This window comes from Rhodopseudomonas sp. BR0M22, from assembly GCF_010907035.1.
Taxonomy (GTDB): Bacteria; Pseudomonadota; Alphaproteobacteria; order Rhizobiales; family Xanthobacteraceae; genus Rhodopseudomonas.
Genome location: NZ_QUMK01000080.1, coordinates 1 through 24,887 on the forward strand (window position 1 = coordinate 1; position 24,887 = coordinate 24,887).

Below are 24,887 nucleotides of genomic sequence, written 5' to 3' on the forward strand. Positions count from 1 at the left end.
ATAGGAGACAGGTTCACCGCGCTGGCGCCGCCGCCGCACCCACGGTTTTCGCGGTTCTTCGCCAAGGTCAAACACAACCTCGGCTTCGGCGTCTACGTGCCGGACTGCGACACCACCGCCTGCTCGATTTCGGCCGCCACCCAGGCGAATTCGTCCGATCCGATCATCGGTCAGCCGCTGATCGACTTCTATCGCACCTATCAGGTCCGTGCCGGCGCCAACGCGCCGATGGTCACAGTGCCGCTCAACGACAATATCGACTACGACGGCGGCATCGTCACCTGGATCGACAGCCTCGCCGGCGAGCGCCCGTTCGGCAACGATCTCGACCCGACGCTCAATCTCGACGTGCTCGAGGTCAGCTTCCGCAATTGCGCGCGCTGGCGGATCGTCGAGACTCCGGCACGGCTGGAGACGGTGCGCCGCATCGTCGACTTCCAGCGCCGGCTGGTGGCGAGCGGCGCCTTCGCCGATCCGAAGTCGCATGTGTATTATCTGCCGGAATTGTACTGCGCGTATTTCGGCCGCTGCTACGCCACGTTCCGGACGCTGGACGAAGCCGCCAGGCGTGCGATCGATCCGGACGGCGTGTTCGAGGCGATCCGGCAGCGCGTGCTGGCCTACGTGCAGGACGAACTGATCGCCAAGGAGATGAACGTGTTCGACGCCGCGCTGGCGCTGATCGCGCTCGGCCATCTCGGCGGCGATCCCGCGCACCTCGCCCCGGCGCTGCACTGCATCCTGAGCCATCTCGGCGAAGGCGGTCGCCGGGCGCCGTTCAAAGCCTACGAGTGGAACAAGATGAAGACGCCGACGCGCATTCTGGTCGGCGGCCCGGAGGTGACCTCGGCGTTCGTGCTGATGGGGCTGGCGCTGGCGCGCAAGGCGCTGCTGCAGCGGGCACACCACGCCTGAGCTTCGCGCGAAGTTGACTCGCAGCATCACCGAGCCTCTGGCCCGTCGGCCCAAGATTCAGCACAATCGCCGGACCTGTTTGACCGCAGGGTGACTGCCGGGAAGGTCGACGCATGCTCAAGCTGAACACATGGCTGCTGCCGCTTTTGCTCCTGCTGCTGCCGGTAACGACCCAGGCCGCCGACATCAGCGGCGTACCCAAGATCCGCGACGGCGACCATATTCTGATCGGCAAGTCCCGCATCCGCCTCGCCGGCATCGACGCACCGGGGCTGGATCAGCTCTGTCTCAATACCAAAGGGGACCGCTGGACTTGCGGCGTCGCCGCACGCGACGCGCTGGTCCAGCATACGGCCGGCAAGAGCTGGACCTGCCACGTCCTGCGCGTCGACAAGGCCGGCCGCTCGATCGCCAAATGCGACATCGACGGTGAGGACCCCGGGCAATGGATGGTGAAGAACGGCTGGGCGCTGGCCTACGTGCAGTACTCCCGCGCCTACGAGGCCGAGGAAAAAGACGCCCGCGCGGCCAAGCTCGGGCTGTGGCAGGGCTCGTTCATCGCACCCTGGGCGTGGCGGGTGCGCAGCAGCAAGACGCCGATCCTCGGCGCCACCAGACCGCCGAAGGATGCCCGCCGGATTCTGCTCGCCTCGGCCTCCGGACCGGTGGCGCCGTCGCCGGACTGCACCATCAAGGGCAACGTCAACAGGTCCGGCGAATGCATCTATCACAAGCCGACCAGCCGCTGGTATGCACAGATCCGAATGAAGATCAGCAAGGGCACGCGCTGGTTCTGTTCGGTCGAGGAAGCCGAGGCCGCCGGCTGCCGCGAGACGCGGCGCTGATCCGAGCGCGACCTGCCGGCTGCGGGGGCGACGGGTGAAGCAGACAGCAGACGAACCATCGCAGCGGCCGCGCAAGCGCCGGCTGCGGCGGGTGTCGCAGATTTCGGTGGTGCTGATCGGCTGCTACGCGATCCTCGCCTATCTGGCGCTGCCGCTGTTCTGGACCCATTACGAACACCAGAGCAAACTCGCCGACATGCCGATGGTGACCCGCACGGCGCAAGGCATTCCGGGCGACCCGATCAATGTCGGGCTGATTGGCGATCAGCACGACATCGTCTGCGCGATCCTGGCGGCGCATTGGCATCCGGCCGATCCGATCACGCTGCGCTCGTCGATCGCAATCGCCGGCAGCGTGCTGCTGGACCGGCCCTATCCGGACGCGCCGGTGTCCAGCCTGTATTATCTCGATCGCCGCGAGGATCTCGCCTTCGAGAAACCCGACGGACGCAGCGCCGACCGCCGCAACCATGTTCGGCTTTGGAAAGTGCTCGACAGCGGCCAGGAAGGCCGCCCGGTCTGGCTCGGCAGCGCCACCTTCGACCGCGGCGTTGGCATCAGTCACTACACCGGCGCTGTGACGCATCACATCGCGCCGGATATCGACGCCGAACGTGAGCGCTTCGCCGCCGACCTCGAAGCGACCAAGATGGTCGAGGCGAAATATCAGATCACCGGCGTAGGTCCGACGGTCGCCGGACGCAATGGCGAAGGCGATTCGTATTACACCGATGGCGAGGTCTGGATTCTGCGGCTGACCGAAGGCTGCAAGACGCGCAGCGGACCGGTCGAGATCCTGCCGAGTCCGCTCGCCACCCAGATCAAGGACCAGATCTTCCGCACCGTCACGGACGCAATCGAGCCCGGCGCGCCGGTGCCTTGAAATCGACCCCGCGGCCCGGCATGGTCGCGCAACCTCTCATCACAGGGACAAGCATCATGGCCGTCAGCGCCGGACGGGAATTCTTGGCGATTCCCGGACCCACCACCATGCCCGACGAAGTGCTGCAGGCGATGCATCGCCCGGCGCTCGACATCTATTCGAAGGAGATGGTGGCGCTGAGCGAGGGGCTTCTCGCCGATCTCAGCCGGCTGTTCGCCACCAAGGGCAGATCGTACATCTACATCGCCAACGGCCACGGCGCCTGGGAAGCGGTGATCAGCAACGTGCTGTCGCGCGGCGACAAGGTGCTGGTGCTGGAAAGCGGACGGTTCGCGGTCGGCTGGGGCAATGCGGCACGCGCGATGGGCTGCGAGGTCGAGGTGATGCCGGGTGACTGGCGCCGCGCGGTGCGCGCCGACGAAGTCGAAGCGCGGCTGCGCCGGGATACTGCGCATACGATCAAGGCGATCGTGGTGGTGCAGGTCGACACCGCCTCCAGCGCCCGCAACGATCTCGAAGCGATCGGCCGCGCCATCAAGGCCGCCGGCCACCCGGCGCTGTTCATGGTCGATGCAGTGGCGTCGCTGGGCTGCATGCCGTTCGAGATGGATGCCTGGGGCATCGACGTCGCAATGTCTGCCTCGCAGAAGGGGTTGATGTCGCCGCCCGGCCTGTCGTTCGTCGCGGTCGGTGAACGCGCCCGCGCCGTGCATCAAAGCGCCGGTCTGCGCACGCCGTATTGGGATTGGACCGAACGCGACGGGCCGGAGCACTACCAGAAATACGCCGGCACTGCGCCGGTGCATCTGTTGTTCGCGCTGCGCAAGGCGCTCGACATCCTGTTCGCCGAAGGACTCGACAACACCTTCCGGCGGCATCATCTGCTCGCCGGCGCGGTGCGCCGCGCCGTCGACGTCTGGGCCGAAGGCAACGTGCTCGGCTTCAACATCGAGCATCCGGACGAACGCGCCGACACCGTCACCACCGTGCGGGCCGCCGAGGGCCACGACGTCGCGGCGCTGCATCGCTACTGCAAGGAGAAGTGCGGCGTGGTGCTCGGCGTCGGCATCGGCGAATTGCAGAACAAGGCGTTCCGGATCGCCCATATGGGCCACGTCAACGCCCCGATGGTGCTCGGCACCCTCGGCGTGATCGAGATGGCGCTGACCGCACTCGGCATCCCGCACAGCCGCGGCGGCGTCGATGCCGCAGTGGCGTGCCTGGCTGAGAACGTGCCGGCTTAGGCCGCCACCGCCACGGCGCGGCGCATCCAGCGCAGCAGCCCGATGCAGCCGGCAACCGCGAACCCGAGCAGCGCCAGCGCGCCGAGCAAGGCGACACGGCCCGAGCCGTTTTGCGCCAGCGTGAAGTACACCGAACCGAGCGCCGCAACGCCGGCGGCGCTGGCGATCTGCGTCGTGGTGCCGTAGAGGCCCGAGCCCGAGCCGGCGCTGGTCGCCTGTACGCTCGACAGCACCACGCCCGACAGCGGCGCCATCACCAGGCCCTGGCCATAGCCGGCGACCAACAACGCCAGCGCCAACACGAACGGCGTCGGCGACGCGATCACCGTCACCGTGGCGGCGATCAGGCCGAGACCGGCGATCTGCAGCAGGCAGCCCTCGATCAGCACCAGCGTGCCGCGGCGCCGGGCGCGCGCGCCCGAATGCCGCGACGCAATCACGAAGGCCAGTGCGAGCGGCAGGAATACCAGGCCGGCCTGCAGCGGCGGCACGTTCAGCTCGAGCTGCATGTACAGCGTCATCACCAGATAGAACGACTGGTTGGCGAAGAAGAAACAGAACACCGCACCGAGGCCGCGGACGAAAGCGCGATCGGTGAGCAACGTCAGATCGACCACCGGCATGCCGCCGCGTGCGGCGACGCGGCGTTCGTAGCGCAGGAAAAGCGCCAGCATCGCCCCGCCGCCCGCCATCACGGCCCAGACCCAGCCGGCCCAGCCGACATCGCGGCCGAACAACAGCGGCCCGATCACGCAGACGAGGCCGGAGAACAGGATCACGGCGCCGCCGAGATCGAGCCGCGTGCCCGGCCGCCGCGGCGTCTGCGGCATCACCCGGGCGGCAGCCGCGATGATGATCAGCCCGACCGGACCATTGACGTAGAAGATCGAACGCCAGCCGAAGCCGCCGAGATCGAGCGTCACCAACAGGCCGCCGAGCGCAAAGCCGGTGGCGCCGGCAAGCCCCAGCACGGTGCCGTAAATCGCAAACGCCTTGGCGCGCGCAGCATCGGGAAACAGCACATGCAGCGTCGCCAGCACCTGCGGCACCATGAACGCCGCCGTGGTGCCCTGCGCGAGCCGCGCCAGGATCAGTTCCGGACCGGAGCGCGCCAGCCCGCACCACAGCGAGGTCAGCGTGAAGCCGGCGACGCCGAGCAGGAACACCGTCTTGGTGCCGAAAATGTCGCCGAGCCGGCCGCCGGTGACGATCAGCGTCGCGTAGCCGATCAGGTAGACCGCGATCACCGCCTCGAGCTGCGACAACGATGCGCCGAGTTCGGTCGAGATCGTCGGCAGCGCGACGTTGACGATAAAGGCATCGACCCCGAACATGAACTGCGCGGCGACCACGATCGCCAGCACCTGCCAGCGGCGCGAGTTATCGGTTGCGGCAACGGTCTGGTGCATGGCGGCAGATCCCGGCAAGGCTTGAGCTGTCCCACGGTCGCAGCCCGGCATCATCGGGTCGATTACCAGCCAGGTAAACATCCGTCGTTCAGCAAGCCCCTCTCCGCGTCATTGCGAGCGTAGCGAAGCAATCCAGGAATCACCCGCACAAAGCGGCTGGATTGCTTCGTCGCCTTCGGCTCCTCGCAATGACGGGTGAAGGCGACCGATCAGCAAAAAGGCCCCGGCGAACCGGGGCCTTCGAGGCAACGATCATCTGGGCCGGACTAACCCCACGGGCCACGGCCACGCGGCTGGCCGCCCCACGGGCTGCGGCCGGTGCCGCGCGGTGTGCCGCTCCAGGGAGCGGCGCCGGCGCTGCGCGAAAACGCCGAGGCCGGGCGAGACGGACTGCCGCCGATCTCGGCGGCGAGCCGCTGCAGCGCCGCGATCCGGTTGTCGGTGGACGGGTGGGTGGCGAACAGATTGTCCATGCCCTGCCCCGACAGCGGGTTGATGATGAACATGTGGGCGGTCGCCGGCGAGCGTTCGGCGTCGTAGTTCGGCACCTGATGCGCCGCGGCTTCGATCCGGCCGAGCGCCGAGGCGAGCCACATCGGCTGGCCGCAGATCCGCGCGCCCATTTCGTCGGCGGCGTATTCGCGGGTCCGGCTGATCGCCATCTGCACCAGCATGGCGCCGAGCGGCGCGAGGATCATCAACGCCAGCGAGCCGATCAGGCCCGGGCCGTTGTTGTTCTCGCGGTTGCCGCCGAAAAACATGCCGAACTGCGCCACCATCGAGATCGCACCGGCGATGGTCGCCGTGATGGTCATCAGCAGCGTGTCGTGGTTCTTGATGTGCGCCAGCTCGTGCGCCACCACGCCGGCGAGTTCCTCGCGGCTGAGCTGGTGCATCAGGCCGGTGGTGACGGCGACGGCGGCGTTCTCCGGATTGCGGCCGGTGGCGAAGGCGTTCGGCTGCGGGTTGTCCATGATGAACACCCGCGGCATCGGCAGCGAGGCGCGGCCGGCCAGTTCCGCCACCATCCGGTAGAGATCCGGCGCGGTGCGCTCGTCGACCTCCTGGGCGCCGTACATCGACAGCACCATCCGGTCGGAATTCCAGTAGGTGAAGATGTTCATCGCCGCGGCGACGACGAGCGCGATCAACGCGCCGTTGGCGCCGCCGATCAGATAGCCGACCCCCATGAACAGCGCGGTCAGGCCGGCCAGCAAGAGAGCGGTCTTGAAGTAACTCATGGTCCTCCTCCTGCGTCTTCCGCTCCTCGAGGGAGCCGGGATAACGCATCCGTGAGATGGGGAATTCCGCCAGCCGGGGCAAGATCGCTTCGTGCGGCAGGCCGTCGCGGCTCGCCGCGGCCGCAATCCCTCAACGAAAGTTCCTGTGTGACCGATCCGACCGCCCCACCCGACGCGATGCGCGTCTATCCCGCCGGCGTCAGCATCATCCGCCGCAGCCAGCGCGGCCGCGCCTGCCTGCCCGCCAGCATCACGCTGGCCGAGCTGGACACCTGGCTGCTGCACGAAGCCTCCGCCGAACCGGAAATGCTGCTGACATTCGAATCGCTGATGTGGCGGATGACCGCGGTCGGGCTGCCGGTGCATCGCGCCTCGCTGCACATCCGCACCCTGCATCCGCAGCTGCTCGGCTTCGCCTGGAACTGGCGCGCCTCCGACGGGCTGTGCGACGAAGTCCAGGTCAACCAATCGACCGCCGATAGCGACGCGTTCCGACTCAATCCGCTGCGCAACCTGTTCGAGGGCGGCAAGGCGATCCGGCGCAATCCGCAGGACGCCGCCGCGCAGGCGGAATTCCCGATCATGCGCGATCTCGCGGCCGGCGGTTACACCGAGTACCTGGCGCTGCCGATGGGCGGCGAGCGCTTCCGCCATGCCGTCACCTTGGCGACCACCCAGCCGGGTGGCTTCAGCGACGAGCATCTGGCGCAGCTCAAGCGCCTGCTGACGCTGTTCGGCCTGCATGTCGGCCGCCACGTCGCCACCCGGATCGCCATCAACGCGCTCGGCGCCTATCTCGGCCCGGTGGCCGGCGCCAAGGTGCTGAGCGGCGACATCAAGCGCGGCGCCGGCGAGCCGATCCACGCCATCATCTGGATGTCGGATCTGCGCGGTTTCACCGATCTGTCCGACCGGCTGTGCGGCAACGACATGATCGCGCTGCTGAATGCTTACTTCGAGGTGTTCGCCGACGCGGTGCTGCGCAACGGCGGCGACGTCCTGAAGTTCATCGGCGACGGGCTGCTGGCGGTGTTTCCACTCGGCGACAATCCGCGCGCCGCCGGCAACGCCGCGCTGACGGCCGCCATGGAAGCGCAAGCCGGCCTGTCGCGGCTGAATCTGGTCGACCCGGCGGGCGTGACCTGCGAAGGCTGGCGACCGCTCCGCGCCGGCATCGCGCTGCACGAGGGCGAAGTGTTCTTCGGCAATATCGGCGCCGCCGAACGGCTCGACTTCACCGTGATCGGACCGGCCGTGAACGAAGCCAGCCGGGTCGAAGCACTGCAGAAGAGCATCGGCCGCAGCATCCTGGTGACGGCGGCGGCCGCGGCCCATATCGACGCACCGCTGGAGCCGCTCGGCGACTACCCGCTGCGCGGCGTCACCGTTCCGATGACGATCCTGGCTCCGCCCGAACCGCCGCTGCGTCAGCCGCTGGCCGCTGCGTCATAATCCTCGGTGCGTCGGTTTGGCCTTGCCAAGCCGAGCGCACGCCTCCTATTTTCAACTGCAACGCGCCACAGAACGGGGGCACACCTCCGCATGGCCGATACAACCGCCTAGGGAGGCCCCATGTCGATCCAGGTTGCGGATTCGTCACTCGTCGCACGGCTGTCGCCACCAAAGCCGAGCGCGCTCGCCCACATCCCCGGTGACGAAGGCTGGCCGATCATTGGCCGGACGCTCGCGGTGCTCGCCGATCCGAAGGGCGAGGTCGAGAAGATGGCGCGGACCTATGGTCCGGTCTATCGCAGCCGCGTGCTCGGCGAGACCTCGATCACCCTGCTCGGGCCGGAAGCCAACGAGCTGGCGCTGTTCGACAATACCAAGTTGTTTTCGTCGACCCATGGCTGGGGCCCGATCCTCGGCCGGCTGTTTCCGCGCGGCCTGATGATGCTCGATTTCGACGAGCACCGGCTGCACCGGCGCACCCTGTCGGTGGCGTTCAAGGCCGGGCCGATGCAGTCCTATCTGGCCGAACTCAACGCCGGCATTGCCCGCCGCATCACGGAGTGGCGAAGCCGCCCCGGCGAGATGCTGTGCTATCCGGCGATGAAGCAGCTCACCCTCGATCTCGCCGCGACCTCGTTCCTCGGCACCGCGATCGGCGCCGAGACCGAAGAGGTCAACCGCGCCTTCATCGACATGGTCGCAGCTTCAGTCGCGCCGATCCGCAAGCCGTGGCCCGGCACCGCGATGGCCCGCGGCGTCAAGGGGCGCCAGCGCATCGTCGCTTACTTCGCCGAACAGATTCCGATCCGCCGGGCCAAGGGCGGCGACGATCTGTTCTCGCAGCTCTGCCGCGCCACCCACGACGACGGCGCGCTACTGTCGAACCAGGCGATCATCGATCATATGAGCTTCCTGATGATGGCGGCGCACGACACGCTGACCTCATCCCTGACCTCGTTCGTCGCCGCGCTGGCAGCGCATCCGGAATGGCAGCAGAAGCTGCGCGAAGAGATCGCCGGCCTCGGCCTGAAGCCGGGCGAGCCGATCAGCTTCGAACAGCTCGACGCGCTGCCGCTCACCGAAATGGCATTCAAGGAAGCGATGCGGCTGCGGCCGCCGGTGCCGTCGCTGCCGCGGCGGGCGACGCGCGCCTTCACCTTCAAGGGCTACACGATTCCGGCCGGCACCATGGTGGCGGTCAATCCGCTGTACACCCACCACATGCCGGAGATCTGGCCGAATCCAGAGCAGTTCGATCCGCTGCGCTTCACCGACGACGCCTCGCGCGGCCGCCACCGCTTCGCCTGGATTCCCTATGGCGGCGGCGCCCATATGTGTCTCGGGCTCAACTTCGCCTACATGCAGGCGAAGTGCTTCGCCGTGCACCTGCTGCAGAACGTCGACCTGTCGCTGCCGCCGAACTATCAGGCGTCGTGGCAGATGTGGCCGATCCCCAAGCCGAAGGACGGGCTGCGGGTGCAGGTGAGGCCGGCGACGTAGTTCAACGCACCGCATTAGTCCGTCATTGCGAGCGGAGCGAAGCAATCCAGAGTCCGTAGCACGGCGTCGCTGGATTGCTTCGTCGCTTCGCTCCTCGCAATGGCGGCAAGCGTGTCGTTCACCCCTCGCCGTGATCGAACGCCTTGCGCAGCGCGACGTAGCCCTGCTGCTGCGCGGTCCAGTTGCGGCCGCCGGTGATACCGCCGTCGACCACGAGGTCGTGACCGTTGATGAAGCTCGACTCGTCGCTGGCGAGAAACACAGCGGCCTGGGCGATGTCGTCCGGGATGCCGGCGCGCTGGATCGGCTGCGCGGTCCGGTAGATCTCGCGCATCGTCGCCGCAGTCTTTTCGGCCGCGTCGGTGGTCAGTCCGAGTGCCTTGCCGAAGATGCCGGTGGCGATCGCGCCTGGAGAAATCGAATTGACACGAATGCCGGATTCGCCGAGCTCCATCGCGACGCATTTGGTGAAGTGGTTCACCGCCGCCTTGGCGGCACCGTACACCAGGGACGACGAGAAACCGGCAAGCCGGCCCGCGATGCTGCCGTTGTTGATAATCGAGCCGGAGCCTTGCTTCTTCATCACCGGCGCGGCGTGCTTCATCCCCAGCATCACGCTGCGCACCAGCGTCGCCATCGCGGCGTCGAAGCGGTCGACCTCGAGCCCTTCGATACCGCCGGTCTGCGCCGGGCCGCCGGCATTGTTGAACAGGCAGTCGAGCCGGCCGAACCGGTCGAGCGCGGTAGCAATCAGCGCCTGCACCTGGGCCTCGTCGGTGACGTCGGTCTGCTTGAAGACGCAGGACTCGCCGAGTTGCGCCGCCAGCGCCTCGCCTTCCGCGACGCGGCGACCCGCCACCACGATCCTGGCGCCTTCGGCTACAAATACCTCCGCAGTGCGCCAACCGATGCCGCTGGTTGCGCCGGTGATCACCGCAACCTTACCGTCGAGCCGTCCCATCCTTGTCACTCCCTGATCGAGCAGGCGTTACCTGCTACCTCTCTCGTTATCGACATTGAGACGCTGTTAATGACAAATACTCGACTGCAATTCAAATCTGCTCCGGATACGACGATTACACCGCAGCAAGCTGCGGTCCTTAACCATTACTACAGCGAATATTGCCATGTCTGGTGCGCATGACGAGCGCTGCCACATCCGTTTCACCGACTGAGACGACCGACGCCGCCGGCGACCGGGAAGTCGCGCTTTCGCAAATCCAGCCTGCCGCGCCCGAGGAAGCCGATCTGCGGCTGTTCAAGGAAATCGTGCGCGCGCTGCCGTCGGCCGTGACGGTGCAGGACGAACACGGCCGCTTCGTCTTCGTCAACGATGCAGCCGCCGCGCAGTATCGTCTCCCCCCTCTGGCGACCGACGCGGACGGGAACCTGCCGCTCGATCGCCGCCGGCTCGATGGCGCCGCGGTGCTGGCACGAGGGCAGCCCGGCACCTGCGAGGAACGGATTGCCTTCGGCGGCCCGGCACGCGCGCTGCTGACCGCGCACAAGCCGGTGGAGATCGCGGGCCGCCGATTGCTGCTGTCGAGCTCGCTCGACGTCACCGAACAGAAGGCGATCGAGGATGAGCTGTTCCGCCGCTCCTATTACGACGAGCTCACCGGCCTTCCGAACCGCGCCGTGATCGAGCGCCACGTCACCGCTTTGCTCGACGACCAGCGTCCATGCCATTTCGCGCTGGCGTTCCTCGACGTCGATAATTTCAAGCACATCAACGATTACTACGGCCATTCGGTCGGCGATGAGCTGCTGGTCGGAATCGCCAAGCGGCTGTCGCTGGAGCTGCGCGACCGCGACGTGCTGTCGCGCATCAGTGGCGACGAGTTCCTGCTGCTGCTCGATCCCGTGACCAGCGAGGCGGAAGTCGCCGATCATATCGCGTTCCTGCTGCAGCGGCTGAAAGCACCGTTTTTTATCGGCGACACCGAAGTGTTCGCCTCGGCCTCGATCGGCGTCAGCCTGTATCCGGAGCATGGCCGCAGCTATGAGGCGCTGCGGCAGAACGCCGACATCGCGATGTACCGTGTCAAAAGCAACGCCAAGGGCGCGTTGGCGATCTTCAACATCGCGATGGAGCGCGAAGCGTTGGAACGGATGGCTGTGGAGCAGTCGCTGCGCCAGGCCATTCTCGACAAGCGGTTCTGCTGCGCGTTCCAGCCCAAGGTCGACATCCGCACCAACGAGATCCAGGGCATCGAGGCGCTGGTCCGCCTGCGCGACGACAACGGCGTGATCCAGGCGCCCGGTTCCTTCATCGACCTCGCGGTCGAACTCGGCCTGATCGACGAGCTGACACATCTGGTGCTCGGCGAGATCATGAAGTCGATCGACCTGATCAACCTCGCCTTCGGCGAAAGCGCCAGCATCAGTGTCAACGTCGCCGCCAAACAGGCCGGCTCGCCGGATTTCATGCGCTCGTTCTGCGAGGCACTTGCGGCGACCGGTAGCCCGACGCGGTTCATGGTCGAGATCACCGAAGACGCATTCGTCACCAAGGGGCCGTTCCAGGCTGAAATCCTGCCGATGCTGCGCAAGATCGGCGTCGGGCTTTCGATCGACGATTTCGGCGTCGGCTATTCGTCGCTGTCGGCGCTCGCGGACATCACCGCCGACGAGATCAAAATCGACCGCTCGTTCATCACCGACATCCACAAGCGACCGCGCAGCCAGGGCATTCTGCGTGCGATCGAGTCGCTCAGCGACGCGCTCGGCATGACCGTGATTGCCGAAGGTCTCGAGACCTTCGAAGAGCTCGCTTACCTGCAGGCGATGACACGGATTCGCTACGCGCAAGGCTACTACTACGCCAGGCCGATCTTTCTCGAAGAACTGCCGCAAACCACATCTACATTCGTCACCGCGCGCACCGACGCTCCCGGACGACAGATCGAACAGGCGCGACAGTCGCTGATCGGCACCAGCTACGCGCGACGCTGAGCCAGCAAGCGTATCGCGCGGCCCCGCATTCGCATTCCTCACAGCGAACAAACAACTGATGATCAGCTTGGCGCACCTCCGGTACTGTCCGAGGGTCGTCAGCTTGATCTATCGCAATGTGACGCGGGGGGCGTTCGGCGATTGTACCGCCACCGTCAGACATCTTGGAGGGCGAAATGCCTGCCCATAGCCGCCCCTATCCGCTCGTCGACCGGCTGATCGAAACCTTCGCCGACTGGCTGAAGCATCGCCGCGAAGTCGTCGAGATGTGTCAGTTCGACTCCGCCGAATTCGGCCGCATCGCCCACGACCTCGGCGTCACCGCGTCCGACCTCGACGAGTTGGTCCGCCAGGGCCCGCACAAGGTCGAAGAGCTGCCGCAGCTCCTCAAGGTGCTCGGCATCGACGAGGACGCCATCGCCCGCGCCCAGCCGCTGGTGATGCGGGACCTCGAGCGGGTGTGTGCGCTGTGCCGCCACAAGGCCGAGTGCGATCACGACATCGCCGACGGCTCGCTCGCCGAGCACTACCAGGCGTACTGCGCCAACAAGGTGACGCTCGACGCGCTGGATAAGGAATTCCACGTCGCGCCCGGCACCGTCCGTCACTAAGCGCGGCGATGTCGCACGGCTGGATCCGGCTGCTGGCCACGGGTGTTCTGATCGTTGCGGTGCTGCTGATCGTTCGGCTGCACCGCGCTGGCGGTGCAGCCCCGCAGGATGCTGTTTCGGCCGGTCACAAGCTCGCGGTCGCGTGGTGTTCGGACTGCCACGCCGTCGCGGCGGGTGATGGCCGGGAGGGCAAAGGTCCGGCCTTCGCGCGGATCGCGAACCTGCCCTCGACCACGGCGCTATCGCTGACCGTATTCCTGCGCTCCAATCACGCCAACATGCCGAACTTCATCATCGCGCCCGGCGATGCCGCGGAGATCGTGCAGTACATTCTCAGCCTGAAGCGCAGTTGATCCGGGCGTAGTCCCACCGCGCCCGACACCTTCGCCCTCGGCGGGACGCTCCGCCGCCCTTCCCGCCTGAGAGCCCTGTATGGATTTCGAACACAGCGACAAGGTGCAACGGCTGCGCGCGCAGCTTTCCGATTTCATGCGCTTCCACGTCGAGCCGGCCAATGTCGCGTGGCATCGCGCGGTCGCCGCCGGTCGCTATCCGCTGGATTTGATCGAGCGGCTGAAGTCGAAGGCGTTCTCCGAAGATCTGTGGAATCTGTTCCTGCCCGGGCTGCGCGACGAGGATCCCGGCCAGCGCCTCGGCAATGTCGAGTACGCGCCGCTCGCCGAGATCATGGGCCGGGTGCATTGGGCCTCGGAAGTGTTCAACTGCAACGCGCCCGATACCGGCAACATGGAGCTGCTGCATCTGGCGGCGACGCCGGAGCAGCGCAGCCAATGGCTCGATCCGTTGCTGATCGGCGAGATCCGCTCCTGCTTTGCGATGAGCGAGCCGGACGCGGCGTCTTCTGACGCTCGCAATATCCGCACCACGATCCGGCGCGACGGCGACCACTACGTCGTCAACGGCCGCAAATGGTTCATCACCGGACCGGCGCATCCAAACTGCAAGCTTGCGATCGTGATGGGTGTCTCGGACGACAGCCTGCCGCCGACCTCGCACGAGCGACACTCGATGCTGCTGGTGCCGATGGACACGCGCGGCCTGTCGATCGTCCGCAACATTCCGATCATGCATTATCACTCGCCGGAAGGGCATTGCGAGCTGCTGTTCCGCGATGTCCGGGTGCCGGCCGCCAACCTGCTCGGCGAAGAGGGCAAAGGCTTCCGGCTGGCGCAGGACCGACTCGGACCAGGCCGGGTGCATCATTGCATGCGGACCATCGGCCAATGCGAGGTCGCACTCGAACTGATGGCCGAACGCGCGTTGGAGCGCGAGGCGTTCGGCAAGCATCTGGCCGACTTCGCCAATGTCCAGGACTGGATCGCCGAGTCGCGGCTGGAAATCGATCAGGCGCGGCTGTTGGTGATGCAGGCGGCGCACCGCATGGACCGCGCCGGCAACGCCGCCGCGCGGGTCGACGTCTCGGCGATCAAACTGGTGGCGGCGCGGCTGCAGACTCGGGTCGTCGATCGCGCCATGCAGGTGTTCGGGGCGATGGGCCTGACGCCGGATACGCCGCTGTCCTACTTATGGACTTGGGGCCGGGCGATGCGGTTTCTCGACGGGCCGGACGAAGTGCATTTGCGCGTAGTGGCGCGCGCCGAACTGGCCAAGGCGAAAGCGCAGGCGGGCCGGAACGCCCACCACTTCGTTCCGCCGTCGCAATTGCTGACGGAGTGATCAGCGCCGGGCAGGCTGCGACACTACCGTGACGATCCAGCGTCGGGTCTCGCCGGACTTGTCTTCCTTGACGGCGCGAACGATACCGGTCACCGACGAACCACCGACCTTCAGGGTCGCGGCCCGGCCGCTGAACTGCGCAATCCGCGACCGGCGAGCTTCTTTCAAATCCGTAGTTTCGAGCGTCTGCAGCATGGATATTACCCCTCTCAGGCTCGACTATTCGCAGTCGTCGTTACGCACTGATTAAATCAGCCACTGGTATGAATACCTGCCTGGCTGCGACGAAAGACCAAGACGGCTGCTAGCGATGCTCCGTCACGCCGCTCGCTGCGACCGCCCGCCGCACGCTGTTTCCAACATCCGCTGTCAGCAATTCGCCTGACTGGTCGGGCTTTCGCATTTGCCCTATTCAAAAAGGGCTGGGAATCGGCGCTTGCCGGTTGTTTCGCGCTCGAGATCGTGGACGCAGTCGAGGATGACGACCTCTGCAGCAGCGTGCGCGTAGCTGACCGTCTTCCACCCCACTCGCGGCGATGCGCGGGTGGACGAACCTGAAAGGGCACCCGCCACCGCCGGGTGACAATAGGTAAATCAATGCAGTATTGGATCGGTGCTTTTGCAATCGCCCTCGTGGTCGTCATCGGCTACGCCGGCGGTCCTCTCGCCGCCCTCGTGACCATCGCGACCTTCCTGATCGCGCTGTTTCTGTTGTGGGCGCGCGAAATCGGCTTCAAGGGCGCGTGGGAGAGGTTCGGCCTGCAGACCATGACACCGCCGCTGTGGAAGGCGGAGAACTGGGATCGCTTCAAGCTGATCTTCATCGACCAGAACAAGGTGGTGAGGGCCTGCACCGTCGCGGTGGCAATGATTGCGCTGGCGATGTTCCTGCCGCGCAATCTGGTTGCGCTGCTGTATCTGGCCGCCGCCGCCTGGGGCGTGTTCGAAGTCTACCGCGCCAACAGCGCCACGGCCCCGCGGCCGGGCACGCCGATCAACTGATCGACGCCGATCGGGCGCGCACCCCGCGCCGCCACGAATAGCAGGCCGGCGGAGCGATCCGCCGGCCTGCTGCGTTCGATAGTACCCCTGCGTGCCGTTTCGCCCCCAGCGCCGGGCCGCGCTCGGCGTGAGCAATATTGAACAGGCTGCGGCCTCTGCGGATTCGAGTCCCGCTCGCCCCATGTTCAAGATTCGCTTACCGTGATTGCTAACCTGCCTCTCATTTGTGGCTGGTAGTTTCCACGGGATGCAGAGCCCCCGCGCCCGATCTCAGGCCCTCGGCCCTCCACCGAACGTCAGCGAGCGGCTGTCGCTCGCCGGAGCGCTTCGCCACCGCCCGATCCTCTGGCTGATCCTCAGCGGTGCAGTCCTGATCGCCGGCATCGCACTGATCACGACGTTGACGGTGAACAATTTCCGCGAGCGGGCGCTGCAGAACGGCGAGCGCGAACTGTCCAACACCGCACTGTTGCTGGCACTGCATTACGATCGCGAAATCGAAGATTTTCTACAGATCCAGAACGAGATCGTCGCGACGGTGCGCCAGTCTCACCGCCAATCCGCCGACGAGTTCGGCGGCGGATTGGCGACGCTCACGGCTCACCAGATACTGAGATCCCGCGCCAGGGGAGCAACCGACATCACCGCGCTGCGAATCTTCGACACGCACGGCCGGTTGATCAACGCCTCGAATGCCTGGCCGGTCCCCGAGATCTCGATCGCCGACCAAAGCTACTTCCTCGACCACAAAGCCGGCACCGCCCCGCGGATCACGGTGGCGCTGGAGCGGAACGCGCTGGCGGGCGGCTGGACCACCGTGCTGGCGCAGCGGCTGAACGACGCGAACGGCGCGTTTCTCGGCGTCGTGACCCGCGCGATCACGCCGATGCATTTCGATCGCTTCCTGTCGCAGGTGTCGCTGATCGGGGATTCGGCGATTGCCGTGCACCACAGCGACGGCACGCTGCTGACGCGGCATCCCTATATCGACGGCATGATCGGCCGGAATTTTCGCGACGGCCCGCCGCATCAGCAGGCGCTGTTCGACGACGATACCACCGCGCGGCTGACCTCGCCGGTCGACGGCCAGGAACGTCTGGTGGCCTCGCACGGGCTGAGCGAGCTGCCAATCGTGATGGTGGCCAGCATGACCACCGAGGACGCGCTGGCGAGCTGGCGCAGGCAGACCAAGCTGCTGGTGTCGGTGGCGGTCGTCTCGGCGCTGGTGGTGACGGTGATCCTGCTGCTGATCGTGCATCAGATCTCCAGGCATCATCACGCCACCCAGCGCAAATTGCTGCTCGACAAGCAGCGCCTCGACACCGCGATCAACAACATGTCGCAGGGCCTGCTGCTGTTCGACGCGCAGGCCCGATTGGTGGTGTGCAATCAGCGCTATCTCGACATGTACGGCCTGTCGCCGGAGATCGTGAAGCCGGGCTGCAGCCTGCGTGACGTATTGGAGCATCGCAAGGCCACCGGCTCGCTGGGCGGCGATGTCGACACAATCGCCACCAATCTGATCGACTCGCTGTCCAGCCGGAAGGTCTCGCTGGTTCATAACATCGGCGACCGCTCGATCGAATTCTCCAGCGTCCCGGTGCCCGGCGGCGGCTGGGTCATCACCCACGAGGACGTCACCGAGCGGACTCACTACGACGAGCGGATCTCCTATCTGGCGCATTTCGACAGCCTGACCGACCTGCCGAACCGCACCATGTTCCGGCAGCGGCTGGAGAAGGAACTGCAGCGCGCCGGCCGCGGCGCAGCGTTCGCGCTGCTGTATATCGACATCGACGAGTTCAAGAGCATCAACGACACGCTCGGCCATCCGGTCGGCGACGAGTTGCTGAAGCAGGTCGCCGTGCGGCTGCGCGACTGCGTGCGCGAGACTGACTTTGTCGCCCGGCTCGGCGGCGACGAATTCGCCGTCATCCAGATCGCAGTCGACGGCCCGGAGGAGGCGACGGCGCTGGTCGACCGCATCTACGAGTCGATCCGCCTGCCCTATCAGTGCCTCGGCCATCAGCTCTCCACCGATGCGTCGATCGGGATCGCGATCGCGCCGCGCGACGGCGCCGATCTCGACCAGCTGGTGAAGAACGCCGACCTTGCGATGTACAGCGCCAAGGCCGAGGGACGCCGCACCTTCAGGTTCTTCGAGCCGGAGATGGATGCCGCCGCCAAGACCCGCCGCCAGCTCGAATTCGATCTGCGCAGCGCGATCACCAGCCGCGGCTTCGAAATCCACTACCAGCCGCTGGTCGATCTCGGCAGCGGCGCGATCACCGGCTGCGAAGCGCTGCTGCGCTGGCGGCACCCGACCCGCGGCATGATCTCGCCGGCCGAGTTCATTCCGATCGCCGAAGACACCGGCCTGATCAACGAGATCGGCGCCTGGACCCTGGCGACCGCCTGCTCGGAGGCGGCGACCTGGGACGCCGACATCACGCTGGCGGTCAACATCTCGCCGGTGCAGTTCCGTCAGCCGTCGCTGGCGCTGCTGGTCGCCTCCGTGCTCGGTGCGTCCGGCCTGCCGGCGAACCGGCTCGAACTCGAAGTCACCGAGGCAGTGCTGATTCACGACGACGACGCAGCGCTGACCACGCTCACCCAGCTCCGCGCGCTCGGGGTCAGGATCTCGCTCGACGATTTCGGCACCGGCTACTCGTCGCTGAGCTATCTGCAGCGCTTCCCGTTCGACAAGATCAAGATCGACCGCAGCTTCATCGACGCGATCGACACCGCCGAGGGCTCGACCGCGATCGTGCAGGCGGTTGTCAACATCGCCGCGGCGCGACGCATGACCACCACCGCCGAGGGCGTCGAGACCGCACGGCAGCGCGAGATCCTGAGCAAGCTCGGCTGCACCCAGATGCAAGGCTGGCTGTTCAGCCCGGCGGTGCCGGCTCCGGCGTTCCGCCAGTTGCTCGACACGCACGTCTCAACCTGCGCTGCCTGACCGGCATGGCTGCTTCTGCGTCGTAGCAGCGGCGCACAGCAGGCCCTACACTGGCCGGCGCCGGCGGCTGACGCCGGTGCCTCCGCCCGTTCTCCCATCTTCAGCGAAAGCCTCCGCATGTCCGACCAGTTCAGCCATCTGCAGCAGATTCGTAAGCCGGCGATCACCGCCACGGGCGGCATCGTCGCGGCGCAGTCGCGCCGGGCCGCCGAGATCGGCGCCGATGTGCTGGCGGCAGGCGGCGACTGCATCGACGCGGTGATCGCCACTACCTTCGCGCTCGGCGTGCTCGAGCCGTGGATGAGCGGCATCGGCGGCGGCGGCGCGATGGTGCTGTACCGCGCCAAGGAAGACCGCACCGAGGTGATCGACTACGGCATGCGGGCGCCGCAGAGCCTGCGGGTGGAGGACTATCCGCTGACCGGCGCCGGGGCGGCGTCCGATCTGTTTCCGTGGCCGCGGGTGAAAGACGACCGCAACATTCATGGGCCGGCCGCGGTCGCGGTGCCGGGCGTGGTCGCCGGCATGGAAGAGGCACATCGCCGCTACGCCAGGCTGCCGTGGCGCGATCTGGTGGCGCCCAGCATCGCGCTCGCCGGCGACGGTCTTGCGATCGACTGGTGGACCACGCTGATGATCGGCAGCGTCGCGGCCGATCTGCGCCGGTATCAGGCCAGCGCCGCGTCGTATCTGATCGACGAGCTGCCGCCGCACGCCCCCTGGGGCATCAAGTCGAACGTCGTGCTGCCGCAGGACCGGCTGCAGGCGACGCTGGCCCAGCTCGCCGAACAGGGGCCGCGCGACTTCTACGAGGGCGACCTGGCGCGCAGCCTCGCGGCCGATATCCAGGCCAGCGGCGGCACGCTGTCGGTCGAGGATCTGGCCGGCTTCCGTGCGCATCTGCGGCAGCCGCTGACGATCCCGTATCGCGGCGGACATGTGTTCGCGACGCCGGAGCTGACCGCCGGGCCGACGCTGGCGCACACGCTGCGCGTGCTCGGCGATAATTTGACGCCGAGCGGCAGCGAACCGAACACCGATGCCTACGCCGCCTATGCGCGGGCGCTGCAATCGGCCTATGCGGAGCGGCTGCGCGACATGGGCGACGCCGACGGCCGCCGCGCGCTCGGCGCCGAGCATCTGGCGCCGGCCTGCACCACGCATTTCTCGGTGGTCGACCGCGACGGCAACATGGCGGCGGTGACGCAGACGCTGCTGTCGACCTTCGGCTCGAAATTCGAAACGCCACACACCGGCATCATGATGAACAACGGCATCATGTGGTTCGATCCCGAGCCGGGCCGGCCGAACTCGCTGGCGCCCGGCAAGCGCTGCCTGACCAACTACACGCCGGTGCTGGCGCAGGCACCCGACGGCCGCCGCTTAGCACTCGGCGCCTCCGGCGGCCGCCGCATCCTGCCGGCGGTGGCGCAGATCCTGTCGTTCGTGATCGACTACGGCATGGACCTCGACGCCGCGATCCACCAGCCGCGGATCGACGCCAGCGAGGGCGAGGTGGTGATCGGCGACGTGCGCCTGCCTAATGCGACGCGCGAGGCACTGCGCAGCCAATTCGACTATGAAGAAGCGCGGGTGCAAACCTTCCCGATGAAATTCGCCTGCCCGAGCGTGGTGCTGCGGCACGGCACCAGCAACAGCGGCGCGACCGAAATCGCCCAGCCGTGGGGCGACGCGGTCGCTGAAGGCTGAGCGGCGCGAACGTCGTCGGCGCGCACAGACCCAGAGTGATTCATCGTTTGATTGAAACGATCCGACCTTTCCGAAGGCACTGAGCCCTCATCCCGAGGAGCCCGGCAAAGCCGGGCGTCTCGAAGGATGGGGCAACGCATTCCCTGCGGCGCATGGTTCGAGACGGCGCTTCGCGCCTCCTCACCATGAGGTTGTGCCTGTTGTAAAACTCCGAAGCGCGCTCCCGCTTCGATCAAAAGCAGAGCTACGCTAGACCGGCATCGCCCACGGCGCTGACTGAGGACGTGCAGTCGCCGTGCGCTTCGCGCGCAACCTCTGCGCCGGCAGGTTCATCGGCTTCGGGCCGATCAGATCATCGTCGTCGATGCCCGGTTCTGTGCCATCGAGCGAGCGATATGCCGCCACATGCGCATCGAGCTGGGCGGTGCCGAAGGTGCGGCCGTCCTCGTCGGAGATGACAACGTCCCAGCCTTCGCTCTCCCAGATCCGCGCCTTGGCGAACGCCACCAAAACACTGTCGCGCACGCAGCGCATCTTCTCGTCTTGTCGAACGGCCGTGATGGTGTAGGGCAAGCGTCGGCTCCTCGTGCAGCGAACATCCGCCGTAGCCGAGTGCTTTGACCGTAATTCGCCGCCATCATGGCGATTTCGGGCTGCGGGAACCGGGTGTGGATATCTCGCGCTCGCGGTAAGCCGCAGCGATTGTTTTCACGGCCGACCATCGGCCAGCGAGTCCTTCGATTGTATGCCACCTCGCCAGATGCGGCTTTTCTATCGCACCGCGTCCTTCTAAATTCGCCGCCTGACTTCGATCGCCCGAAGCAGAGATTTGCGAATACACATCCCGACCGCTGCGAACTCCAAGGAGCTCACGATGTCTCCCGTATCGCTGGTACTGAATATCCTCTGGATCGCGCTCGGCGGGTTCTGGATGGCGGTCGGCTGGGCGGTCGCGGCGGTGATCATGGCGATCACCATCATCGGACTGCCGTGGGCGCGTGCGGCCTTCAGTATCGGGGTCTACACGCTGTTTCCGTTCGGCCAGACCGCGGTGCCGCGGGAAACCGTCACTGGACGCGAAGACATCGGCACCGGGCCGCTCGGGGTGATCGGCAATGTGATCTGGCTGGTGTTGGCCGGCTGGTGGCTCGCGATCGGCCATGTCGTCACCGCCGTGCTGCTCGCGGTGACGATCATCGGCATTCCGTTCGCCTGGGCGCATCTGAAGCTGGCCGCCATCGCGCTGTGGCCGATCGGCAAGGTGATCGTCCCGATCGACCAATACTAGCGCGGGCGGGCAAAGCGGGGCGCGCAGCGGGTCGGCGCGCCTGCCGGCACGAGCGGTTCGCTCACGGCCGCGCGTTCCATTCCTTTCGCAGGATCGCGTACTGCATCGTGTTCTCGTAGATCGGCTCCCCGTGGTCGTCGGACTTGAACGACACGAATTCCACGAACAGCCCTTCCTGGCGCATCCCCAATCGTTCACACAGACGTCGCGACGCCGTGTTGTGATCCTCCACATAGGCATAGAGACGACGAGCGCCTCCGGCGGCGAACAGATGCGCGAACAAGGCTCGGGCGGCCTCGAAAGCGAATCCCTGTCCGCCGAAATCCGCGTTGAAATTCCACCCGACCGAAACCGTATCGTCCTCGGGCATGGCGAACACATCGCCGATCAGCCGGCCGGACGTCTTCAGGCAGACGGCGATGTGCTCGTCGCTTCGGCTGCGTTCCTCGGCCTCGGCCCGCGCGGCGCCGATGTCCTGAAGCTTCAGCGAAAGGAAGCAACTCGCCCTCGGTTCGCGCAAATAGGCGTAAAGGTCGGCTGCATCTTCGACCCGAAAATTCCGCAGGGCCAGCCGGTCTGTTTCAATCGTGTCCATATCAATCGTGTCCACCGAGCCTGTCTCGTGGTCCACGACCCTGCCGGACGAATCCGGCCAAAACACTGCACTCGCGCCCGACCGCCGGAGCTTCATCCTGTTCAATCCGATGCGCGCGCCGGGCGACTCTCAGGAGAGCGGCGCAATCCGCCGCATCATTTCGAGGATTCGTCGCATGCCGAGCTCACGCCCTATCGTCCCCGCGCTTCTGGTCGCCTCTGCCCTGAACCTGGCGCTGATGGTGCCCGGCGGCTTCGTCGAAACGCGCGACTTCAGCGCCTATCCGGCGATCGTGCTGGGCGGGTTCAACGTGTTTCTGACCGTGCTCGGCTTGGGAAGCCTCGTGCTCGCCTATCGCGTGATCAGGACGGGTAGAGCATATGGTTGGGCCGGGCTCGCCGGCCTGGCGTTCGTCGGCGTCTATCTGCTCGACTTGGGCCGCATTTTCCCGGTGACGCCCAACCCGATGTCGACGCTGCTGGCGACGCTGGAATGGATCGGCACAGCGCTCGGCGCCGCCTTGGCGGTGTCATCCGTCGCGCTGCGCGGCGCGGCGGGCACCGCAAGCTCGGCCAGACCGACGCTGCCGATGCCGGTCGTGCTCGGCCTCGTCGTCGTGGCGCTGATCATCGTGGCCTTTGCGACCAAGTCGGCGATGGGCGTCTAGATTGCAGAGCGGAAGCGGGAGCCGCCCGACCACAAAGGCCCCCCAGCCGCGCACGACCAATGACCATCGGCGGAATTCGGCGCCTCCGACGCGATTCGAACATGCGGCCACCGTCCGAGGGGCTTACCCCTTGAAAAAATATCGCTTTTCTCCCCCGTTGCCGATCTGGTTGCGATCGGCTACAGGAACGGGGCACGCACCCGTAGCTCAGCTGGATAGAGCGTTGCCCTCCGAAGGCAAAGGTCACACGTTCGAATCGTGTCGGGTGCGCCACTCTGCCTCCACGCAGAATGTGGTCGCGACCTTCCAATTGATTGCCTGACAAACAAGTCACCGCGCGACAAGAGCGCTTTCGCGCGCGTGAGCTGAAGCGGGCTGCTAGTCCACCCTAAGCCGCCCGGCTCTGCGCCTGATCCCCGATCAGATGCACGCAGTTACGTCCCGCAGCTTTGGCCTGATACAGCGCGAGGTCGGCTTCTTCGAACAGGTCGGTAATCCGCCTGCGATGCGGGCGGCCGATCAGGGCGGCGCCGATCGAGGCGCTGACCTCGATGCGTCGGCCGTTCCAGAACAGCGGGCGGTTGAGCATCACGATAGTCCGCTGCAGCACGTCTGCGATCCGCACCGGATCGGTCGGCGCCCGCAGGATGATGGCGAACTCGTCGCCGCCGAGCCGACTGATCAGACCCGCGCGGTGAAACGCTCGCCTCAGCCGCTGCCCCACTTCGCACAGGCACGCGTCGCCGGCCAGATGGCCGAGCGTGTCGTTGAGCTCCTTGAAGCCGTCGAGATCGATCAGCACCAACGCCGAGGCGAAGCTGTGATTGAGGCCATCGCCCACCACCTCACGATAGCGCGTCTGAAAGCAGGCGCGATTGGCGAGGCCGGTGAGCGGATCGGTTTCGGCCTGCCGCCGGAGGCGCTCGATCGCGAGGCGATCGGATGTGACGTCCTGTTTGCAGCCGAAAATCCGCACCGGACGGCCGCTCTCGCGCAGCGCGTTGATCGACAGCCGCATCCAGCGCATCTCGCCACGCCAGGTACGGATTTCGGTCTCCAGCGTGACCGGACGTCCGCTCTGGATCACTTCGGCGCGGGCGAGCTCCATGTGGCGCCGGGATTCGTCGACATAGAGATCGACGATGCTGGCGCGCCGCAGCGGGTTGCCGATCGGATAACCGAACAGCCCATAGACGCCGGAGGTCCAGTTCAGGCGCTCGGTTGCGAGATCGCACTCCCAGGCGCCGATCCCAGCGGCGGTCAAGGCCTGATCATAGAGACGCGCGCGAGCCTGGTCCGACAAAACCGAGGCGGCAGAGTCTTCCCTCATCGGCGATCCGGCAGCGATCCATAAGCTAAGACCTAAGGACTAGGGCTGCCGCGTTAATGATTCCTATATTCACTGGCCGCGCGTGCGCGGGCCGCTCGTCTCAACCGGTCCCGATCCGCGGCTCGGCGATTTCGGAGAGCCGGCTGACGTCGAGGATTGTCAGGCGGTGACGACCGCTTTTGACGAGGCCTTGTTTCTGCCAGGCGCTGAGGGTGCGGCTGACGGTGAAGTAGGTCAGGCCCGCCATCGAGGCGAGGTCGATCCGGGTCACCGGGGATTCGATATGAATGCCGGCCGGTGTCCGCACGCCGGCCTGGGCGGACAGCCGCAGCAGCGAAGCGGCGATCCGCTGCGCGATGCATTTGCCGGTCATCTCGGTGGCGCGGTTCAGCATCTCGCGTGTCCGGTCGCCGGCAATGCAGACGACGTTGTCGGCGAGCGCCGGGCTCTGCTCTACGACATTCACACATCTGCTTTGTCTGTTGCGGGCGGCAGCTTTCTCTGACTCGATATCGGTCGCGGACGAGGAGGAGCAGATGGATGTTGGTTTGGGACGGTTCGGTGACCGGCGCCTGGAAAA

Annotated in this window: 22 protein-coding genes, 1 tRNA gene and 1 pseudogene; 16 read left to right on the forward strand and 8 right to left on the reverse strand. The window is 66.3% G+C overall.

The genetic code is table 11. The annotated features are described in order from the left end of the window. The 4 genes and pseudogenes from DY468_RS21310 to DY468_RS21325 all read left to right on the forward strand — a co-directional run. Window positions 1-915, forward strand: a pseudogene (locus DY468_RS21310) (hypothetical protein); the annotation flags it as partial. A gap of 113 nt (window positions 916-1,028) precedes the next feature. After that, on the forward strand, window positions 1,029-1,760 hold the full coding sequence (locus DY468_RS21315) for a thermonuclease family protein (protein ID WP_164607127.1): 732 nt from the start codon (window positions 1,029-1,031) through the stop codon (window positions 1,758-1,760). A gap of 34 nt (window positions 1,761-1,794) precedes the next feature. Next, window positions 1,795-2,643: an LssY C-terminal domain-containing protein gene (locus tag DY468_RS21320; RefSeq protein ID WP_164607129.1), complete on the forward strand. Its 849-nt coding sequence runs from the start codon at window positions 1,795-1,797 to the stop codon at window positions 2,641-2,643. Window positions 2,644-2,699: 56 nt separating this feature from the next. Then, entirely contained in the window at window positions 2,700-3,887 is a 1,188-nt protein-coding gene (locus DY468_RS21325; RefSeq protein ID WP_164607131.1) for a pyridoxal-phosphate-dependent aminotransferase family protein, read from the forward strand. Here DY468_RS21325 and DY468_RS21330 read toward each other — a convergent pair. Continuing rightward, on the reverse strand, window positions 3,884-5,296 hold the full coding sequence (locus DY468_RS21330) for an MFS transporter (protein WP_164607133.1): 1,413 nt from the start codon (window positions 5,294-5,296) through the stop codon (window positions 3,884-3,886). The genes DY468_RS21325 and DY468_RS21330 overlap by 4 nt on opposite strands. Before the next feature lie 266 nt (window positions 5,297-5,562). Then, window positions 5,563-6,537, reverse strand: a complete 975-nt coding sequence (gene htpX / locus DY468_RS21335) for a zinc metalloprotease HtpX (RefSeq protein WP_164607143.1) — start codon at window positions 6,535-6,537, stop codon at window positions 5,563-5,565. A gap of 147 nt (window positions 6,538-6,684) precedes the next feature. Between htpX and DY468_RS24985 the strand changes: the two genes are divergently transcribed. Both DY468_RS24985 and DY468_RS21345 read left to right on the forward strand, forming a co-directional pair. Continuing rightward, window positions 6,685-7,989 carry an adenylate/guanylate cyclase domain-containing protein gene (locus tag DY468_RS24985; RefSeq protein WP_349644314.1) on the forward strand — a complete coding sequence of 435 codons (1,305 nt, stop codon included), beginning with the start codon at window positions 6,685-6,687 and terminating at the stop codon, window positions 7,987-7,989. 120 nt (window positions 7,990-8,109) lie between these two features. Further along, window positions 8,110-9,489, forward strand: coding sequence for a cytochrome P450 (locus DY468_RS21345; protein ID WP_164607145.1), 1,380 nt, complete (start codon window positions 8,110-8,112; stop codon window positions 9,487-9,489). A gap of 118 nt (window positions 9,490-9,607) precedes the next feature. On the opposite strand, the gene DY468_RS21350 is transcribed toward DY468_RS21345, so the two are convergent. Next, complete coding sequence (locus DY468_RS21350) at window positions 9,608-10,450, reverse strand: SDR family NAD(P)-dependent oxidoreductase (RefSeq protein WP_164607147.1); 843 nt, start codon at window positions 10,448-10,450, stop codon at window positions 9,608-9,610. 179 nt (window positions 10,451-10,629) lie between these two features. Between DY468_RS21350 and DY468_RS21355 the strand changes: the two genes are divergently transcribed. The 4 genes from DY468_RS21355 (at window position 10,630) to DY468_RS21370 (ending at window position 14,753) form a co-directional block, all read left to right on the forward strand. Further along, a complete protein-coding gene (locus tag DY468_RS21355) occupies window positions 10,630-12,444 on the forward strand; it encodes a putative bifunctional diguanylate cyclase/phosphodiesterase (protein ID WP_164607149.1) in 1,815 nt (604 codons plus the stop codon). 176 nt (window positions 12,445-12,620) lie between these two features. After that, window positions 12,621-13,055 carry a hypothetical protein gene (locus DY468_RS21360; protein WP_164607151.1) on the forward strand — a complete coding sequence of 145 codons (435 nt, stop codon included), beginning with the start codon at window positions 12,621-12,623 and terminating at the stop codon, window positions 13,053-13,055. An 8-nt stretch (window positions 13,056-13,063) separates the two neighbouring features. After that, the gene (locus tag DY468_RS21365) at window positions 13,064-13,408 is read left to right on the forward strand and encodes a c-type cytochrome (RefSeq protein ID WP_164607153.1); all 345 of its coding nucleotides are present in this window, start codon (window positions 13,064-13,066) and stop codon (window positions 13,406-13,408) included. A gap of 79 nt (window positions 13,409-13,487) precedes the next feature. Beyond that, window positions 13,488-14,753 carry an acyl-CoA dehydrogenase family protein gene (locus DY468_RS21370; RefSeq protein WP_164607155.1) on the forward strand — a complete coding sequence of 422 codons (1,266 nt, stop codon included), beginning with the start codon at window positions 13,488-13,490 and terminating at the stop codon, window positions 14,751-14,753. Here the strand turns inward: DY468_RS21370 and DY468_RS21375 are convergent, their stop codons facing one another. Continuing rightward, a complete protein-coding gene (locus DY468_RS21375; RefSeq protein WP_164607157.1) occupies window positions 14,754-14,948 on the reverse strand; it encodes a hypothetical protein in 195 nt (64 codons plus the stop codon). Between the two features lie 402 nt (window positions 14,949-15,350). On the opposite strand from DY468_RS21375, the gene DY468_RS21380 reads away from it, so the two are divergent. The 3 genes from DY468_RS21380 (at window position 15,351) to DY468_RS21390 (ending at window position 20,427) form a co-directional block, all read left to right on the forward strand. Next, window positions 15,351-15,755, forward strand: coding sequence for a hypothetical protein (locus DY468_RS21380; protein ID WP_164607159.1), 405 nt, complete (start codon window positions 15,351-15,353; stop codon window positions 15,753-15,755). A 247-nt stretch (window positions 15,756-16,002) separates the two neighbouring features. Further along, entirely contained in the window at window positions 16,003-18,717 is a 2,715-nt protein-coding gene (locus DY468_RS21385) for a bifunctional diguanylate cyclase/phosphodiesterase (protein WP_164607161.1), read from the forward strand. A 117-nt stretch (window positions 18,718-18,834) separates the two neighbouring features. Continuing rightward, window positions 18,835-20,427 (forward strand): gamma-glutamyltransferase family protein, encoded by a 1,593-nt coding sequence (locus DY468_RS21390; protein ID WP_164607162.1) that lies wholly within the window; start codon window positions 18,835-18,837, stop codon window positions 20,425-20,427. A gap of 249 nt (window positions 20,428-20,676) precedes the next feature. On the opposite strand, the gene DY468_RS21395 is transcribed toward DY468_RS21390, so the two are convergent. Continuing rightward, the gene (locus tag DY468_RS21395) at window positions 20,677-21,000 is read right to left on the reverse strand and encodes a hypothetical protein (RefSeq protein WP_164607164.1); all 324 of its coding nucleotides are present in this window, start codon (window positions 20,998-21,000) and stop codon (window positions 20,677-20,679) included. Window positions 21,001-21,301: 301 nt separating this feature from the next. Here DY468_RS21395 and DY468_RS21400 point away from each other — a divergent pair, with 301 nt between their 5' ends. After that, entirely contained in the window at window positions 21,302-21,715 is a 414-nt protein-coding gene (locus DY468_RS21400) for a YccF domain-containing protein (protein ID WP_110787484.1), read from the forward strand. Between the two features lie 61 nt (window positions 21,716-21,776). Here the strand turns inward: DY468_RS21400 and DY468_RS21405 are convergent, their stop codons facing one another. Then, window positions 21,777-22,325, reverse strand: a complete 549-nt coding sequence (locus DY468_RS21405) for a GNAT family N-acetyltransferase (protein ID WP_349644315.1) — start codon at window positions 22,323-22,325, stop codon at window positions 21,777-21,779. A gap of 160 nt (window positions 22,326-22,485) precedes the next feature. Between DY468_RS21405 and DY468_RS21410 the strand changes: the two genes are divergently transcribed. Further along, entirely contained in the window at window positions 22,486-22,977 is a 492-nt protein-coding gene (locus tag DY468_RS21410; protein ID WP_164607166.1) for a DUF8051 family protein, read from the forward strand. Between the two features lie 196 nt (window positions 22,978-23,173). Further along, window positions 23,174-23,250, forward strand: a tRNA-Arg gene (locus tag DY468_RS21415). Window positions 23,251-23,365: 115 nt separating this feature from the next. Here DY468_RS21415 and DY468_RS21420 read toward each other — a convergent pair. Both DY468_RS21420 and DY468_RS24845 read right to left on the reverse strand, forming a co-directional pair. Continuing rightward, the gene (locus DY468_RS21420; protein ID WP_164607175.1) at window positions 23,366-24,307 is read right to left on the reverse strand and encodes a sensor domain-containing diguanylate cyclase; all 942 of its coding nucleotides are present in this window, start codon (window positions 24,305-24,307) and stop codon (window positions 23,366-23,368) included. A 100-nt stretch (window positions 24,308-24,407) separates the two neighbouring features. Next, entirely contained in the window at window positions 24,408-24,773 is a 366-nt protein-coding gene (locus DY468_RS24845) for a Crp/Fnr family transcriptional regulator (protein WP_349644316.1), read from the reverse strand. Between the last annotated feature and the right edge of the window lie 114 nt (window positions 24,774-24,887).

Excerpts from the sequence above, each read along its gene's own strand:
- DY468_RS21315 (WP_164607127.1), top strand. The coding sequence starts at position 1,029 with ATGCTCAAGCTGAACACATGGCTGCTGCCGCTTTTGCTCCTGCTGCTG.
- DY468_RS21325 (WP_164607131.1), top strand. The coding sequence starts at position 2,700 with ATGGCCGTCAGCGCCGGACGGGAATTCTTGGCGATTCCCGGACCCACC.
- DY468_RS21330 (WP_164607133.1), bottom strand. The coding sequence starts at position 5,296 with ATGCACCAGACCGTTGCCGCAACCGATAACTCGCGCCGCTGGCAGGTG.
- htpX (WP_164607143.1), bottom strand. The coding sequence starts at position 6,537 with ATGAGTTACTTCAAGACCGCTCTCTTGCTGGCCGGCCTGACCGCGCTG.
- DY468_RS21345 (WP_164607145.1), top strand. The coding sequence starts at position 8,110 with ATGTCGATCCAGGTTGCGGATTCGTCACTCGTCGCACGGCTGTCGCCA.
- DY468_RS21350 (WP_164607147.1), bottom strand. The coding sequence starts at position 10,450 with ATGGGACGGCTCGACGGTAAGGTTGCGGTGATCACCGGCGCAACCAGC.
- DY468_RS21355 (WP_164607149.1), top strand. The coding sequence starts at position 10,630 with ATGACGAGCGCTGCCACATCCGTTTCACCGACTGAGACGACCGACGCC.
- DY468_RS21360 (WP_164607151.1), top strand. The coding sequence starts at position 12,621 with ATGCCTGCCCATAGCCGCCCCTATCCGCTCGTCGACCGGCTGATCGAA.
- DY468_RS21365 (WP_164607153.1), top strand. The coding sequence starts at position 13,064 with ATGTCGCACGGCTGGATCCGGCTGCTGGCCACGGGTGTTCTGATCGTT.
- DY468_RS21370 (WP_164607155.1), top strand. The coding sequence starts at position 13,488 with ATGGATTTCGAACACAGCGACAAGGTGCAACGGCTGCGCGCGCAGCTT.
- DY468_RS21375 (WP_164607157.1), bottom strand. The coding sequence starts at position 14,948 with ATGCTGCAGACGCTCGAAACTACGGATTTGAAAGAAGCTCGCCGGTCG.
- DY468_RS21380 (WP_164607159.1), top strand. The coding sequence starts at position 15,351 with ATGCAGTATTGGATCGGTGCTTTTGCAATCGCCCTCGTGGTCGTCATC.
- DY468_RS21385 (WP_164607161.1), top strand. The coding sequence starts at position 16,003 with ATGCAGAGCCCCCGCGCCCGATCTCAGGCCCTCGGCCCTCCACCGAAC.
- DY468_RS21390 (WP_164607162.1), top strand. The coding sequence starts at position 18,835 with ATGTCCGACCAGTTCAGCCATCTGCAGCAGATTCGTAAGCCGGCGATC.
- DY468_RS21400 (WP_110787484.1), top strand. The coding sequence starts at position 21,302 with ATGTCTCCCGTATCGCTGGTACTGAATATCCTCTGGATCGCGCTCGGC.
- DY468_RS21410 (WP_164607166.1), top strand. The coding sequence starts at position 22,486 with ATGCCGAGCTCACGCCCTATCGTCCCCGCGCTTCTGGTCGCCTCTGCC.
- DY468_RS21420 (WP_164607175.1), bottom strand. The coding sequence starts at position 24,307 with ATGAGGGAAGACTCTGCCGCCTCGGTTTTGTCGGACCAGGCTCGCGCG.